Here is a 16,009-nt window from a genome sequence, read left to right as displayed (position 1 = left end):
CTGTCACTGCCGTTGTTGTAGTGCTTCTTGTCTTTATCCACTTCCACCGTCACGCTGGCGACATAATAGCTGGTGCTGAACTCCGTAAAACTGACTTTGCCGTTCGCGTTCTCCGCCGTCTGCTGGCTGGCTGTTTTCGCCGATACCTGCACATTCTCTACCGCCGCCGTGCTGGTTAACGTCGCGGTCACCTGCCCCTGCGCGTTACTCACCGGATTGTTCTGATTCGTCAGTTTTAGTCCGTCAACCTTTGAGTCTGTCTGCCAGTCAATGTTGACCGGTTGACCCACCACCAGATTGCCGTGCCCGTCCTTCACTGTCGCCGTGAAGGTATAACTGTCACTGCCGTTGTTGTAGTGCTTCTTGTCTTTATCCACTTCCACCGTCACGCTGGCGACATAATAGCTGGTGCTGAACTCCGTAAAACTGACTTTGCCGTTCGCGTTCACCGCCGTCTGCTGGCTGGCTGTTTTCGCCGATACCTGCACATTCTCCACCGCCGCCGTGCTGGTTAAGGTCGCAGTCACCTGTCCCTGCGCGTTACTCACCGAGTTGTTCTGTTTCGTCAGTTTTAGTCCGTCAACCTTTGAGTCTGTCTGCCAGTCAATGTCGATTGGTTTATCCGCTACCGGCTTGCCATGCCCATCCACCACCGTCGCCGTGAAGGTATAACTGTCGGCACCGTTGTTGTAGCGCTTCTTATCTTTATCCACATTCACCGTCACGCCGGTGACTCGATAGCTGCTGCTGGACTCCGTAAAACTGACTTTTTTATCCGTAGTAACACGTTCGCCATTAATACTGACGCTGACTTGTATATCGGATAATGGCGTTGTGCTGGTTAATGTTGCCGTCTGTTGTCCATTTTTATCTGTTGCCTCTGAATCAGGCTTTAATTTTAATCCAGGATCTTTTTTATCCGTATCCCAAATCAATTTAGCATTTTCTATCGGCGTTTTTTTGTCAGCGCCAAGCAGAGTCGCTGTATAGACATATTTCGCATTTCCATCAGCAATTAAAGGATCGGTTGTATTAACACTCAAAGAGATATTACGTTGTAATACATGAGCTTGTATTTGCACCCTCAGCTGATCATCTTTACTTGTACCTGTTATAGTATAGTCATTTTTTCCATCAGGCTGATATTCCGGTAACTGAATTGTATAACCATGAGTACTTTCTATATTTATCATCCCGCCATTCTTCTGGAATAATTCAGGTATATCCCAAGTCACATTGTTGAATGGAGTATCAGATTGAATTTGTATTGGTTTAATTTCACCACCGTAACTACTAATTTCTATTACAGGGACCAGTAACCTAAAATGTTGCTGTTTTTTCAGATAATTCAAAATAATATTATTATTTCTTTCAACTAAGTCGTAACGACTGCCGGCCAAGCTTCGTAGTGAAGAGACATTTTCTGGTGAAAGTTGTTCTGACAACGGAACACCAAATCGGTAATTCACATTGAATGAAAATATACCATCGCTTTTTCCCTCTTTTCCTAATTTATAGTCAATCCCTGCTGTGATCAATGGAATCGGGGTATAATTTACCCCAATAGTTGCCGCATAGGGATCTTTTTGTCTCTTGTTCTTTCCGAATAATGCAACATTATCACCAAAATATTGTTCATATTTTATTTTAGCACCGAGTGATGGCATTGAAGGTAAATACATGTCGGCAATAAGGTCATAACCATTGGCAGGGCGCTCATAATAATTGACTAAATCACGGGAGTTATGCCAATCACTCAGGCGGAAATAGGCGTTAGCAGACATCTTTAGGTAGTTAGTCCATAGTTCACCACCCAAGCTGAATCGGCTATTATTACCAGTTAAATCATTATCGTAAAAAGTGTTCGCCCCATACATCCAGTTATTTATGAATAAACGGGTGCCAATGCCTAAATTCACAGTGTCACGGCTATCTTTATGACGATAGCCATATTGACTATAAACAAGCCAATGATCTTTATCATCATAAAAAGGAACGAGTAAGTCTACAGAACTTTCATCCAGTCGCCCACGATGATCAACATTTAAATTAATTTTAGCTGTACCAAACTGTGATAACCACTTCTGGGTATTACTTGTTATCTGACTGTTTAATTTATTAACAATATAATCCTGTGCCAATTTTTTCGGATCTGAATTTAATAATCCAAGGATTTTAGTGCCATGAGATAAAATTAAAGGAGGGAGGGGGTGATTACCGTCTTTATGACTATCTTCGTCTAACCACAGTATTTTTGGTTTTTCACCGCTATCGTTTTTTCCTACTACGCTTCTCTTTGATAAAAAATTACCACATCTCCTCGGCTCTGATCGCTTTTTCTCTTTATAAGTAACGTTTTCGTGTAACTTATTGCCAGCCTGCTCGGTTATCTGTTTTTTTCTATCAATATTATGCTCTATAACTGCCTCTGGGTATTCCTGGCAATTTTCAATACCAATCAAAGACTTTACTGGTTCAGATAAAGCAGGATAACTTTTTAGTAGCATAAGCGCTGCAAATAAAACACAGACAATTAGCACACCCTTATTTATCTTACAATTTATTACATTACGAGAATTACGATTGATGCTCATCAGAAATACCTAAAGTTATTGCTGTTATATCCGTCATCTTTCAAGTTGCCTCTTTGTTGGCTGCACTCGCTCACCCCGGTCACATAGTTCTCTATGCTCCCGGGGATTCGTTCCCTTGCCGTCGCGAAGCATCTTGAAATCCATAGGGCATATATTCAGTTATAGCTACTGAGTACAATAAATTACTTTTTATGACTTTGTATAATGAAAATAAATTATCAGTCGATAACAATAAGTAATCACTTAGCAAAATAAAAATCGTCGTAAATCATTTCCTAACACGGCATTAAATATTTATACAACTTTCATTAAAAACATAAGCAGAAAACCCGCTCCAACGGGTTTTCTGTCTATACCCGTCATCTTTCAAGTTGCTTCTTTGTTGGCTGCACTCTCTCACCCCGGTCACATAGTTATCTATGCTCCCGGGGATTCGTTCCCTTGCCGCCGCGATGCATCTTGAAATCCATTGGGTATATTTGTAATTATTGAGTTCACACTCAGTGATTATGATTTCTCCGGCAGTTGAACTCGAACATTAATCACTCGTCCATCGGGGATATCACAGAGTTCACCATCATTATAATAAATGACTTCTCCATCACTATTAACGCTCTTAACACGTCTATTTTGAGCAAATATCGGCGCATCTTTATTTTGACGATGATAACATTCGATGGTTATATTGCCATTAGATGGATCTACTGATTCACAAACCCAAATCAAATTTAATCCGTTGCTATCTGCCGGGACAATTGTACCACCGTGAATTCCCCATGCTCCATCTTTAGCAAAACCGTTGCAGCCGCTGATGCGATATTTCCCTGTCTCTATCCGCTCGACAATCATGCCTTCCGCTTCGCGAGTTAATTCATAAGTGCCGTCTGGATGAATACTCACTACAGGGCTGGATATTTTAAGATTGCCGTTAGTATCGGTGATGCAATTATCATTAAAAACGGCAATAGGATTACCGTTATATTTCAACTTTTCGCCAACTGTCAGCCTGCCATAATTTTTTTCATTGCAAATATCAAAATCCGATGAGCCGTCACCTGGAACTCCAATGTAGGCAGTTCTTTTTCCTCCCTCAACAAACTGAAAATATGCGTGTCTACCCGTGTCATATATTATATTAAAAATACCCCCGGCCCCCTTTAAATTTGCCGACCCGGCATCAATCTGCCCCGCCGGAGAAACAGAGAAAACCAGATTGTTATTAATATATGCTGCCAACTCGCCACCAATGGTTAATTTGCTAGATTTTTTTTCGTTACAAATATCAAAATTCGGTGACCCGTCACTTGGAAATCCAACGTAGGCCGTCCTTTTTTCTCCTTCAATAAACTGAAAATATGCATGTTTACCCGTATCATGGGTTATATTAAAAACGCCCGCATTCCCCCTTATATTCGCTGACGCGGCTTCAATCTGACCCGCAGGAGAAACAGAAAAAACCCGTTTGCCATTAATATCTATCGTATATCCGTAGGTATCAATGCTACTGCCACGCACAATACCTGTTTTAATATAATTGTCATACCAATTGTAAAGCGTAAACCCGACTATCTCATTTGTCGGTTTGGCTCCCTGTAAAGAAACTAACATCGTCGCATTACGTTCAGTGGGCAGTGTTTCAACCTGTTTAAACCTAAAATACTGTGGATAATTCCCCCCATTGGCCGATACTGCATTTTTCGCCAATTCCACTGTTTCCGCTAAGCCGAGGTTTTTCACAAACGCATTTTTATCAGGAATATCTGCGCCATTTTGATTTTTTGCCAATCGGTTATTAGCGTTATCATTTACATCAGAAACCAGCTTCTGCGTTACCGCGAGGGTATGACTATTACCTATTTTATCTGTGAGCTGAGTAACACCTTTTTGTGTTAATGAAGCATTTGGTACTTGTATTGCAATTTTTTGTTCTAACGCTCTATTTAATTGAACAATAAGTTTAGCTATATCCCCATCATCCAGAACATCATTGCCGGAATATGTTGCGATAAAATCAGCCACAACAGATGTTATTGTCGATGACTGACGTAATACCTTGTTGAGTACATGAGTAGTAATATTTTCTGGTGGAAACCCGGTCTTTAAACTCCGGCTTTCTTCATATCCTTCTTGGCTCACCACATTAGCATTATTACTAATAGAAAAAGCTTTAAAATCATTTTTTTGACTCATATATCCTCCTAAAATAAAAAACATCACTTCATAATCAACATGTTGAATTATCTTAAAAATCGTTCTACATAATTTATTTCAATTATAGCTCATCTCGAAAAAACAATAATAAAACTTTATTATGACTTAGGTAGTTAACTATTTTTGTACCACTGGCAACAATAAAAAATTCAATATTTTCAAACCAAGCAGATATCAAAACTATTTGTGATTAATATCTGTAAATGACTTTTCTCCTTACAATTTCCTCTCGAAAATTTTCGTAACAATATTTCCAAGCTTTCAAACTGAACTTTGTACTTGTAGCCGCCGACAGGTAAACTATTCTTCTTTTTGTTTTACTGCCAAAAGTGAAGAAAAATAGTGAGTAACATAAAACTAATCGTCGGTCTGGCTAATCCCGGTGCTGAATATGCCCAAACCAGACACAATGCCGGAGCCTGGTATGTTGATCTACTCGCTCGGAGCCACAATCAATCACTGAAAGAAGAGAGTAAATTTTTCGGTTACACTGCCCGGATTAATATGTGCGGTCATGATATTCGTCTGTTAGTCCCAACGACATTTATGAATCTCAGTGGTAAATCTGTCGCTGCCCTCGCCTCCTTCTACCGTATTCAACCGGATGAAATTCTGGTGGCTCATGATGAACTCGATTTACCGCCCGGGGTGGCAAAAATGAAGCTGGGTGGTAGTCATGGCGGTCATAATGGCTTGAAAGATATTCAGAACAAATTTGGCAATAACCCTAACTTTTATCGCTTACGTATTGGTATCGGCCATCCCGGCGATAAAAATAAAGTGGTTGGTTTTGTGCTAGGCAAACCACCAGCCAGTGAACAACAGCTGATTGATGATGCAATTGATGAAGCACGGCGTTGTACTGACATCCTGATGAAACAAGATATGGATAAGGCAATCAATCGTTTACATAGCTTTAAAGCCAGCGCTTGATGATATGAAGTCGATAAATCTTGTCTGTAAGATCGTGATAGCCCGTTATTCCGTGTATAATGGCGCCAATTTTTTTGACTCATCGAAAAGGCTGATACAGCCTTTTGATTTATAAGTAAATTAAGGTGAAAATCATGGGATTCAAATGCGGTATCGTTGGCCTGCCTAACGTCGGAAAATCAACCTTATTCAATGCGCTGACTAAAGCCGGTATCGAAGCAGCAAACTTCCCGTTCTGCACCATTGAACCTAATACCGGTGTCGTCCCTATGCCAGATCCTCGGCTTGAACAGCTGGCTGAAATTGTGAAACCTCAGCGAATCTTACCGACCACAATGGAATTCGTCGATATTGCGGGTCTGGTAAAAGGTGCATCAAAAGGTGAAGGCTTGGGCAACCAGTTTTTGACTAACATTCGTGAAACAGAAGCTATCGGCCATGTTGTGCGCTGCTTTATCAATGACAATATCATTCACGTTTCCGGTCAAGTTGATCCTGAGGCTGATATTGAGATCATCAATACCGAACTGGCCCTTTCCGATCTGGACACCTGCGAACGAGCCATTCATCGTGTGCAGAAAAAAGCCAAAGGTGGCGATAAAGAGGCCAAAACAGAACTGGCAGCACTGGAAAAATGTCTGCCTCATCTGGAACAAGCGGGTATGTTGCGGGCGTTGGATCTCAGTACCGAAGAGAAAGCGGCTATTCGTTACCTGAGTTTCCTGACGCTGAAACCCACCATGTACATTGCTAACGTCAACGAAGAGGGTTTCGAAAACAACCCTCATCTGGATGCGGTTCGTGCGATCGCCGAAAAAGAGGGTTCAGTGGTCGTACCGGTTTGTGCAGCGGTAGAAGCGGATATCGCGGAGCTGGAAGATGATGAACGCGAAGAGTTTATGGCTGAACTTGGGCTGGAAGAACCCGGTTTAAATCGCGTTATCCGCGCTGGCTATCAGTTACTGAATCTGCAAACTTACTTCACCGCCGGCGTGAAAGAGGTTCGGGCATGGACCATCCCAGTTGGCGCAACCGCACCACAAGCAGCCGGTAAGATCCATACTGATTTTGAAAAAGGTTTTATCCGCGCACAAACCATCTCTTTTGAAGATTTTATCACTTACAAAGGCGAACAAGGGGCAAAAGAGGCCGGCAAGATGCGTTCAGAAGGTAAAGACTATATCGTTAAAGATGGCGATGTGATGAATTTCTTGTTTAATGTCTAATTTATTTTTCATCTCTAACAACATCGTAAGATCTCTCTGAGACTGATTCAAATTCTTAGAATCCACGCAGTTGCGTGGATTTTTTTATTTTATTCTTGTGATTTTTCCAGCAATTGCACTCGAACATTAATTACTCGTCCATCGGGAATATCGCATAGCTCACCATCATTGTAATAAATGACTTCCCCATCATCGTTAATATTCTTAACACGCCTATTTTGCGCAAATATCGGCGCATCTCTATTTTGACGATGATAACATTCGATGGTTATATCGCCACTGACTGAATCTACCGATTCACAAACCCAAATTAGATTTAACCCATTGCTGTCTGCCGGGACGATAGTACCACCGTGAATTCCCCATGCCCCATCTTTAGCAAAACCGCTGCAACCACTAATACAATATTTCCCTGTCTCTATTCGCTCGACCGTCACCCCTTTAGCTTCGCAAGTTAACTGGTAAGTTCCATCTGGATGAATATCTACCACTGGACTGGAGACTTTGAGGTTGCCATTAGTATCCGGCTTGGCATTGCTTGTTGACCAGACTTTATACCACGGATTCCATTTATTGATGTTACCGTCACCATTATGCGTTCTATAGTGTAATTCGCTCTTCTGCACATAGGTGGAATGAATCATCAGCTCATAATGCTTAAGGCCCCCATTCCCTCCTGAAAATCTCATTCCTGGTCCATATACACCTGGACCGTTTAGTCCTGTTGGATATGCAAAATATGTTGAATTCTGAGGAATGTTATCAAAATTATCGATTGTAGAAGCTGTATTATTCCCAACAATAACCGGTTTTGTACTAATAACCTCTAAAGCGAGATTTTCCACAAATGCTTTTTTATCAGGAATATCTGCGCCGTTTTGATCTTTTGCCAATCGGTTATTCGCATTATCATTTACATCAGAAACCAACTTCTGCGTTACCGCCAGGGTATTACTGTTACCGATTTTATCCGTAAGCTGAACAATACCTTTTTGTGTTAATGAGGCATTTGGTACTTCGGTGGCAATTTTTTGTTCTAACGCGCCATTTAATTGGGCAGCAAGTTTAACGATATCCCCATCATCCAAAACATCATTACCGGAATATGTTGCGATAAAATTAGCTACAACAGATGCTATTGTTGACGACTGGCGTAATACCTTATTGAGCAAGTGAATATTAATATCATCTGGTGGAAACCCAATCTTTAAACTCCGGCTTTCTTCATATCCTTCTTGACTCACCACATTAGCATTATTACTAATAGAAAAAGCTTTAAAATCATTTTTAGAACTCATACACCCTCCAAAATTAAATAATATTATTTTAATTTAACCACCGTGAAAATCATTCCCCATAATTCATTTCAATCATAGTTTAGCTTAGAAAAAGAATAATGGAATGTTCTTACAACTTAAATTATCAACTATTTTTATAATTGATAGCAATAAAATTTAGACTCCCTAAAACCAGACATATATTAAAACCATTTCTGTCCAACATATGAAAATGACTCTTTTTCATCCATTTCATCTCGAAAATATTTATAACAACATTTACTTTCCAATAATAAATAAAATCAACCATGCAATAAAATATTTCAACCAATAAGTTAATGTAATTGATCGTAATTTTTACTTGTAATTATTAATTTACAATAAATATTAATCAAAACAAATCGACAAATAATTAATAATAAAACGCATTATTAGAAAATAAAAAAATAAACAGCAAAATAATATAATGTGATATTATTCAATAAAAACAACCTAAAGCACAAATTTTATTGCAATCGACTTTACATACTACATTTTTACACTATTATTAAAAGATTAGATATATATTTTTACCTATTGATTAAGATATTCTCGGTTTTCAGGAACATATGTTTATCATATAAATAAAACCCTATATTATTGATATAAAACAAATTATAGTTTCTGAATCTGGAACTCATTTTGAGTAAAGAATGAAAATCAATTACTTATCTAATACACTCTATGGATTTCAAGATGCATCGCGACGGCAAGGGAGTGAATCCCCGGGAGCATAGCAAACTATGTGACCGGGGTGAGCGAGTGCAGCCAACAAAGAGGCAACTTGAAAGATGACGGGTATATACCCTATGGATTTCAAGATGCATCGCGACGGCAAGGGAGCGAATCCCCGGGAGCATAGGTAACTATGTGACCGGGGTGAGTGAGTGCAGCCAACAAAGAGGCAACTTGAAAGATGACGGGTATAAATCCATAAAGGAAAATAGACATGAAAGATATACTCACAAATTCTGATCATAAAATTAAAGCTGTTCAAGAATGGATAGAACACGTTAAACACAGAGGAGAAAGATATTCTAAAACGCAGCCACATTCAGATAACATTTTTACTCATTTCTTAGAAATTGAGAATCTTTCTGATATACAAAGTCCAGCCAGTGTAGCAGCGACAAATAAATACACACTATTCGCCAAAAAATCGGCCACATCAAATAAATACCCAGTCAGTGTCACTGAGGGGCTGCAAACTATCATTAACTTATGTCGAGTGGCCTCAGGTTATGACCCGCAAGAACCGGAAGGTAATGGCAATGCGCAGAAATTCACAGCATTCACAGAAGAAATAGAAAAGGTTCCCTTTCTCTCTTTACTATGGGCAGACACCAATACGATTACTCAACAAAGTCATGACACAGATGTCTTGATCGATTCTTTTGTTGAAGCCTTTCAAGGGTTATCTCCTCAGGATAAAATTACTATTAAGATTTATTTGAAAAAGTTGATTGATACCGCTTTATCATATGCCGATCAAAAGGAAAAAAAATCCAATCTGGTGCAATATGCTCTGACTAAAACCCCAAATGGGGTGTCACTCTTACTCTATTCTTCTATATTGATAATAAAGAAAGTCGATAACAAGGGTACGATTAAATTCACCTCTCATTATAATCTTTGCCAGGCAGAATATAATCTCAGCCAGAAAACGTGGGAAACAGTAAGATCAGTATTCGAGAAAGAAGATAAGATAACCATAGAGTATTTAATTGATTGTATGACAACCAAAATGAAAGCATAAACTGAAAACGCTCTGTCAGTAGATTAATTGATTTATATCAATAACATTATTACCAATATGTGCTGAGATTATTCTCATCATAGTTATTCAATAAAACCATTAAATTAAAGGAGAATAGACAAATATAACATAAAGAATAGAACATGGAGCATACGATCAATATATATAAAAATGAATTATCTTAAAATGTGAATTTCACATCGATAAATTTCACAAACAGTATTTTACTATTAATATGAAAATATCACATAAACAAACATTTATCCGTGAGGAATAAGTTAAATTACATACCCTTAATATTTGATAGTGAAAAACATCCACTTATGGATATACTTAGTTCATACAAAAATATATTTAACACTTATTAACAAAAATTTAAAATAAAAATTACCAAGCTAAAAAAACAGTAATATTAAGTACATGATTATCGATTTATCTCACTGTTAAAAATAGGGTTCAACATTGCTCCCTACTTTCAACAGTACCCTAACATTCAATACTTAACTTAATATACCCTATGGATTTCAAGATGGATCGCGGCGGCAAGGAAGCGAATCCCCGGGAGCATAGATAACGATGTGACCGGGGTGAGTGAGTGCAGCCAACAAAGAAGCAACTTGAAAGATGACGGGTATAAATCTATTAAGGATAAAAATCATGGAAAATATCTTAAATAATCCTGATTATGCAGTTAAAAAAGCCCAAGAATGGATAGAACATATTGAAAAAGGAGGCACAAGGCTCCTTAAAGATTGGGAACGCTCAGGCAATATTATTATGGAGTATCCTGATGCTGGCGATTATTCTGATGTACAGAGCCCAGCGAATGGCGCAGCTACAGGAAATTATACCCAGCTGGCAAAAGATTCTGCCACACCATCTAAAAACCCACTCAGCATTACCGAAGGCTTGCAAACTGTTATTAATATGTGCCGTGCGGTTTCAGGCTATAATCCTTTAGATCCTCAAGGCCAAGGTAATAAAAAGAATTTCTTCTCATTTACCGCAGAATTATCTGGCGTTCCATTCCTTTCTTTACTGTCAACAAGTACACAAAATGTTATTCAAAAAAGCCATGATGCCGATGTTTTGATCAACTCTTTCCTGGAAAACTTCTTAGGATTATCGAGTCAGGAGAAAGAGCAGATGAAAACCCCACTGAGACAATTGGCGATTGCTGCATTATCTTATGCAGGTAGAAGGCAAACTCAATCCAATTTCGTACAAAGTGTTCTTGCTACATCACCAAGAGGTGGCGTGTCATTCTTCTTATATTGGTCTGAGTTTTCAATCGTCGCTTACGAAGATGATAAAGGCCTTATCGAATTCAAATCTCATTACTTCCTGCCACAAGCAGAATATAACCTAAGGTACGAATCATGGGTAAATGTAAGGCCCGCATTCGAGAAAGCACAGAAGGTATCATTAGAAGATTGGATTGACAGCATGACCACTCGGAGAAAGCAAGGAAGTAACGTAAGAGCGCTTTGTATAGAATAATGTATACCTTATAGATTTCAAGATGCATCGCGACGGCAAGGGAGCGAATCCCCGGGAACATAGAGAACTATGTGACCGGGGTGAGTGAGTACAGCCAACAAAGAGGCAACTTGAAAGATGACGGGTATAGTGAAATAACCTCAAAATGGTGTCGGCAAAAGCGTCGTGGACACCATAAGTTTCATATGTGATAAGGGCGTTCAGAATCCCTCACGTTCTTGTACTGGCGGTTGGTCACGTTCTGTCAAGAAATCTGCCGTAACACCAGGACCATCAAACCAACTGTCCCAAGACTCACCAGCCATATCAACCTGTCTCACACCTTCGGGAAAACCACAACTTTGGAAAGTCGGACGGCTTACTTGAGAACGGTTACTTTTAAATACCGTTGCTTTCTCCACGAACTTCTCCTTGATAGGGATTAATATCAGCCTGGGATCAGGCTATTTCAACCAATAATGTATGACAAATATTGCCTAAAGTCTGCATCGCACGTTCCATTTGCTGGTTCCAATCAAAAGAGGCATTCAGACGAAAGGCATGGTTAAACTGTTCGCTGGTGCAAAACATACTGCCCGGTGCAATACTGATCCCTTCTGCCAATGCCAGTTGATAAAGCCGCTGTGCACTGAACAGAGGCTCAAATTCCAACCAGAGAAAATAGCCGCCTTTAGGGCGATTCACTTTGACTGAAGCAGGCATATAGTCACCAATTGCTCGTAACATCAGGTGTTGACGTTGCTCCAATGTGCGACGAAGGCGACGTAAGTGGTTGTCATATCCCCCCTCCGCAAGATAATCAGCAATGGCCAATTGCGTCGGCATGCTGGCAGAAACGGTACTCATCATTTGTAGCTGTTGGATTTTCTTGGCATGTTTTCCTGCCGCAACCCAACCTACCCGAAATCCCGGCGCCAGACATTTAGAAAACGAGGAGCAGTGCATAAAGTTGTTTTCACTGTCCAACCCTTTCGCCGGTACAGGCCGCTGTTGATCGAAATAGAGTTCACCATAAACATCATCTTCAATCAGCACCACCTGATTACTGTTCAGGATATTCACCAGCCGTAATTTACTTTCAGCGGACATCGTTCCCCCTAGCGGGTTCTGAAAGTGAGTCATTAACCAACAAGCTTTTATCGGGTATTTTTGAATCACCTCCTCCAGCGCATCCAAATCAATACCGTTTTGTGGATCAGTTTTGATGGCTACCGCTTTCAAGCGTAAACGCTCAATGGCCTGTAAAGCACCGTAAAAAGCCGGTGATTCAATCACCACCCAATCCCCCGGCTCTGTCACCGACTGTAAACTGAAACTCAGTGATTCCATCGCACCCGCAGTGATGACAATTTCATCAGGAGGGACATGAATACCATGCATTGCATAACGGCGCGATATGTTACGACGTAACTTATCATTACCCGGCGGTAAATTGGCTAAAGCGCTATGCGGCGCTATTCGTCTGGCAGCAGCCGCTAACGCTTTGGAAAGTTTAGGTTGAATCAATAAGGATGGATCTGGAAATGCTAAGCCAAACGGAATAATCGCAGGATCTTTGCACGCCTGTAATACATCAAAAATAGAAGCGCTTATTTCCACGCTTTCACTTAAATGTAATCGCTTTCCTCCTTTTGCTGCGGCAAACGGTTGCAAACGTTTGGCGACGTAATAACCCGATTGAGGCCGGGAAGTGATCCATCCCTGACTCTCTAATAATTGATACGATTGAACAACGGTCATCAAACTCAAACCCGATAACTTCACTGATTCTCTCAGTGAAGGTAATCTATCTCCCACCAGCCAGGTACCATCTTCAATATGTTGCAGAATTTGCCTGGCAAATTGTTCATAACGTTTCATCAATTCAGATCTCCCTGCAAACTGTTATAGCCAATATACAGAAAACTGTCACTATTATAGTCATTTTTTTCATGCTTTACTTGTCCGCATACATTTCCTGCCTTTATTCAAACTAAAAATAAGAGGTCACTATGTTTGGTTTAAGTGCCTTGGAACTGGCCAGAATTCAATTCGCATTTACCATCTCGTTTCACATTATCTTTCCGGCGATTACCATCGGGTTGGCAAGTTTTTTAGCGGTACTGGAAGGGTTATGGCTGAAAACGCGTAATACCGATTACAAAGTGCTATATCATTTCTGGTCGAAAATTTTTGCTGTCAACTTCGGGATGGGCGTGGTTTCCGGTCTGGTTATGGCTTACCAGTTCGGCACCAACTGGAGTTTTTTCTCCGATTTTGCCGGTTCGATCACCGGACCATTGCTGACTTACGAAGTACTGACCGCCTTCTTTCTTGAAGCGGGCTTTCTCGGCGTTATGTTATTTGGCTGGAATCGTGTCGGTGAAAAATTACATTTCTTCGCCACCTTGATGGTTGCGCTAGGTACTCTGATATCCACTTTTTGGATACTGGCCTCCAATAGCTGGATGCAAACCCCGCAAGGTCACGAAATTGTCAATAATCAGGTCGTCCCCGTCGACTGGCTGGCAGTGATATTTAATCCCTCCTTTCCCTATCGCCTGGCTCATATGTCTACTGCAGCCTTCCTCGCCTCAGCATTCTTTGTTGCAGCTTCAGCGGCATGGCATTTATTAAAAGGCAATGACTCGACAGCAATGAAAAAAATGCTATCCATGTCGATGTGGATGATCTTGATTATTGCGCCTTTGCAGGCATTGATTGGTGATGCTCACGGTCTCAACACCCTCAAGCATCAACCCGCTAAAATCGCGGCAATGGAAGGCCACTGGGAAAATCTTCCCGGTGAAGCAACGCCGCTGATCCTGTTTGGTATCCCAGATATGGAGCGGGAAGAGACGCGTTATGCCGTCGAAATTCCTTATCTCGCCAGCCTAATCTTAACTCACAGTATAGATAAGCAGGTTCCGGCGCTTAAGGAATTTCCACCGGAAGACAGACCAAACGCGCTTATGGTTTTCTGGTCATTTAGAGTGATGGTCGGCCTCGGTGTGTTGATGATCGTTGCCGGCTTTTGGGGGCTTTGGCTGCGCTATAAGAGACGACTTTATCAGTCAAAAACCTTCTTGCGTTTTACATTCTTGATGGCACCTTCTGGCCTGATCGCCATTCTTGCCGGTTGGTTTACCACCGAAATAGGCCGTCAACCGTGGGTGGTTTATGGCCTGTTGTGCACCAAAGATGCAGTATCCGCACACGGTGAAATACATATGAGCATCAGTTTGTTGCTTTTTATCGCGGTCTACAGCTCGGTATTCGGTGTGGGTTACGCCTATATGATGAAACTTATCCGCAAAGGTCCCAAAAAGGAGCTAAAAAATGGGTATTGATCTGCCGTTAATCTGGTTCATTATCATTGTGTTCAGCATCATGATGTACATTGTCATGGATGGTTTTGACCTTGGGATTGGGCTGCTCTATCCCACGGTTAAAAGCGATAAGGACCGTGATTTAATGATGAACAGTGTTGCGCCGGTATGGGATGGTAACGAAACTTGGCTGGTGCTTGGCGGCGCAGGTTTATTCGGTGCTTTTCCTTTGGCTTATGCCGTTATCCTTGATGCATTAACGATCCCCGTGACATTAATGTTATTTGGCCTGATCTTCCGTGGTGTCGCCTTTGAATTTCGTTTCAAATGCGCGCCTGAGCATCGTCATATCTGGGACAACGCTTTTATCAGCGGCTCTGTGATGGCGACGTTTGCTCAGGGTGTGGTGGTGGGTGCCTTTATTCAAGGGTTCCCGGTGGAAAACCGAGCTTACACCGGCGGCTATTTTGATTGGTTCTCACCCTTCCCCCTATTTTGTGGTTTTGGCCTGATCATTGCTTACGCATTGTTAGGCTGTGGCTGGCTAATTATGAAAACCGAAGGTCACTTACAACAAGAGATGTACCGTGTCGCCCGTCCGCTCACGTTTCTGATGCTGACAGTTATCGCCATTATCAGTTTATGGACGCCATTCATCCATCCGGCAATAACTGAACGTTGGTTCAGCTTACCGAACCTGTTGTTCTTCCTTCCCGTGCCACTGTTGGTGGTCTGGTCTGGCTGGAAACTACTGCATTCCATCAAACGTAAAGCTCATTACACACCGTTTCTGGTCGCACTATTGTTAGTTTTCCTTGGCTACAGTGGGTTAGGTATCAGTATCTGGCCTAACTTGATCCCACCGACCATCAGCTATGAAGCTGCGGCGGCACCACAGCAAAGTTTAGGTTTTATGCTGGTCGGCGCCCTACTTATCATCCCAGTGATCCTGGTTTACACCTATTGGAGCTACTACGTTTTTCGGGGGAAAGTTAACCATGAACAAGGCTACCACTAATCAAAACACCCCACGCCCTTCTGTATGGAAACGGATAGGCTGGATGGCGATGATCTGGTTATGCAGTGTGATGGCTCTTTTTGCTGTTTCCACACTATTTCGCCTTCTGATGACAGCAGCAGGTATGAAATTGAAGTAATTATTAAC

The 16,009-nt window shown here is 41.1% G+C and carries 12 protein-coding genes; 7 read left to right on the top strand and 5 right to left on the bottom strand.

Annotation, left to right across the window (positions count from 1 at the left end; all coding sequences use genetic code 11):
- The coding region (locus SLS51_RS01045) for an inverse autotransporter beta domain-containing protein (protein ID WP_323834666.1) at positions 1–2,507 on the bottom strand (2,507 nt) is incomplete at its 3' end.
- A gap of 594 nt (positions 2,508–3,101) precedes the next feature.
- Positions 3,102–4,784 (bottom strand): phage tail protein, encoded by a 1,683-nt coding sequence (locus tag SLS51_RS01040; protein WP_323834664.1) that lies wholly within the window; start codon positions 4,782–4,784, stop codon positions 3,102–3,104.
- 363 nt (positions 4,785–5,147) lie between these two features.
- On the opposite strand from SLS51_RS01040, the gene pth reads away from it, so the two are divergent.
- On the top strand, positions 5,148–5,738 hold the full coding sequence (gene pth, locus SLS51_RS01035; RefSeq protein WP_323834662.1) for an aminoacyl-tRNA hydrolase: 591 nt from the start codon (positions 5,148–5,150) through the stop codon (positions 5,736–5,738).
- A gap of 134 nt (positions 5,739–5,872) precedes the next feature.
- Positions 5,873–6,964 (top strand): redox-regulated ATPase YchF, encoded by a 1,092-nt coding sequence (ychF, locus tag SLS51_RS01030; RefSeq protein WP_323834660.1) that lies wholly within the window; start codon positions 5,873–5,875, stop codon positions 6,962–6,964.
- Between the two features lie 89 nt (positions 6,965–7,053).
- On the opposite strand, the gene SLS51_RS01025 is transcribed toward ychF, so the two are convergent.
- Positions 7,054–8,262 (bottom strand): phage tail protein, encoded by a 1,209-nt coding sequence (locus tag SLS51_RS01025; protein ID WP_323834658.1) that lies wholly within the window; start codon positions 8,260–8,262, stop codon positions 7,054–7,056.
- Between the two features lie 967 nt (positions 8,263–9,229).
- Between SLS51_RS01025 and SLS51_RS01020 the strand changes: the two genes are divergently transcribed.
- Together SLS51_RS01020 and SLS51_RS01015 are read left to right on the top strand one after the other, a co-directional pair.
- Positions 9,230–10,036, top strand: coding sequence for a hypothetical protein (locus SLS51_RS01020; RefSeq protein WP_323834656.1), 807 nt, complete (start codon positions 9,230–9,232; stop codon positions 10,034–10,036).
- A 657-nt stretch (positions 10,037–10,693) separates the two neighbouring features.
- A complete protein-coding gene (locus tag SLS51_RS01015) occupies positions 10,694–11,536 on the top strand; it encodes a hypothetical protein (protein ID WP_323834654.1) in 843 nt (280 codons plus the stop codon).
- Between the two features lie 200 nt (positions 11,537–11,736).
- Here SLS51_RS01015 and SLS51_RS01010 read toward each other — a convergent pair whose 3' ends face one another.
- Together SLS51_RS01010 and SLS51_RS01005 are read right to left on the bottom strand one after the other, a co-directional pair.
- Positions 11,737–11,937, bottom strand: coding sequence for an AbrB/MazE/SpoVT family DNA-binding domain-containing protein (locus tag SLS51_RS01010; protein WP_323834652.1), 201 nt, complete (start codon positions 11,935–11,937; stop codon positions 11,737–11,739).
- Between the two features lie 37 nt (positions 11,938–11,974).
- The gene (locus SLS51_RS01005; protein WP_323834651.1) at positions 11,975–13,396 is read right to left on the bottom strand and encodes an aminotransferase-like domain-containing protein; all 1,422 of its coding nucleotides are present in this window, start codon (positions 13,394–13,396) and stop codon (positions 11,975–11,977) included.
- A gap of 131 nt (positions 13,397–13,527) precedes the next feature.
- Here SLS51_RS01005 and SLS51_RS01000 point away from each other — a divergent pair, with 131 nt between their 5' ends.
- The 3 genes from SLS51_RS01000 to SLS51_RS00990 are packed head-to-tail and all read left to right on the top strand — an operon-like array spanning position 13,528 to position 16,001.
- Positions 13,528–14,865 carry a cytochrome ubiquinol oxidase subunit I gene (locus SLS51_RS01000; RefSeq protein ID WP_323834649.1) on the top strand — a complete coding sequence of 446 codons (1,338 nt, stop codon included), beginning with the start codon at positions 13,528–13,530 and terminating at the stop codon, positions 14,863–14,865.
- Positions 14,855–15,862 (top strand): cytochrome d ubiquinol oxidase subunit II, encoded by a 1,008-nt coding sequence (cydB, locus tag SLS51_RS00995; RefSeq protein WP_323834647.1) that lies wholly within the window; start codon positions 14,855–14,857, stop codon positions 15,860–15,862. Before SLS51_RS01000 ends, cydB begins: the two co-directional genes overlap by 11 nt.
- Entirely contained in the window at positions 15,843–16,001 is a 159-nt protein-coding gene (locus SLS51_RS00990) for a DUF2474 domain-containing protein (RefSeq protein WP_071824106.1), read from the top strand. Before cydB ends, SLS51_RS00990 begins: the two co-directional genes overlap by 20 nt.
- Positions 16,002–16,009: the final 8 nt, after the last annotated feature.

Origin of the sequence: Photorhabdus africana, assembly GCF_035181445.1 — a bacterium.
GTDB classification, from domain to species: domain Bacteria; phylum Pseudomonadota; class Gammaproteobacteria; order Enterobacterales; family Enterobacteriaceae; genus Photorhabdus; species Photorhabdus laumondii.
This window is presented reverse-complemented; position numbering and strand designations above follow the sequence as displayed.

Excerpts from the sequence above, each read along its gene's own strand:
- SLS51_RS01000 (WP_323834649.1), top strand. The coding sequence starts at position 13,528 with ATGTTTGGTTTAAGTGCCTTGGAACTGGCCAGAATTCAATTCGCATTT.
- SLS51_RS01005 (WP_323834651.1), bottom strand. The coding sequence starts at position 13,396 with ATGAAACGTTATGAACAATTTGCCAGGCAAATTCTGCAACATATTGAA.
- SLS51_RS01040 (WP_323834664.1), bottom strand. The coding sequence starts at position 4,784 with ATGAGTCAAAAAAATGATTTTAAAGCTTTTTCTATTAGTAATAATGCT.
- SLS51_RS00990 (WP_071824106.1), top strand. The coding sequence starts at position 15,843 with ATGAACAAGGCTACCACTAATCAAAACACCCCACGCCCTTCTGTATGG.
- SLS51_RS01015 (WP_323834654.1), top strand. The coding sequence starts at position 10,694 with ATGGAAAATATCTTAAATAATCCTGATTATGCAGTTAAAAAAGCCCAA.
- SLS51_RS01020 (WP_323834656.1), top strand. The coding sequence starts at position 9,230 with ATGAAAGATATACTCACAAATTCTGATCATAAAATTAAAGCTGTTCAA.
- cydB (WP_323834647.1), top strand. The coding sequence starts at position 14,855 with ATGGGTATTGATCTGCCGTTAATCTGGTTCATTATCATTGTGTTCAGC.
- ychF (WP_323834660.1), top strand. The coding sequence starts at position 5,873 with ATGGGATTCAAATGCGGTATCGTTGGCCTGCCTAACGTCGGAAAATCA.
- SLS51_RS01025 (WP_323834658.1), bottom strand. The coding sequence starts at position 8,262 with ATGAGTTCTAAAAATGATTTTAAAGCTTTTTCTATTAGTAATAATGCT.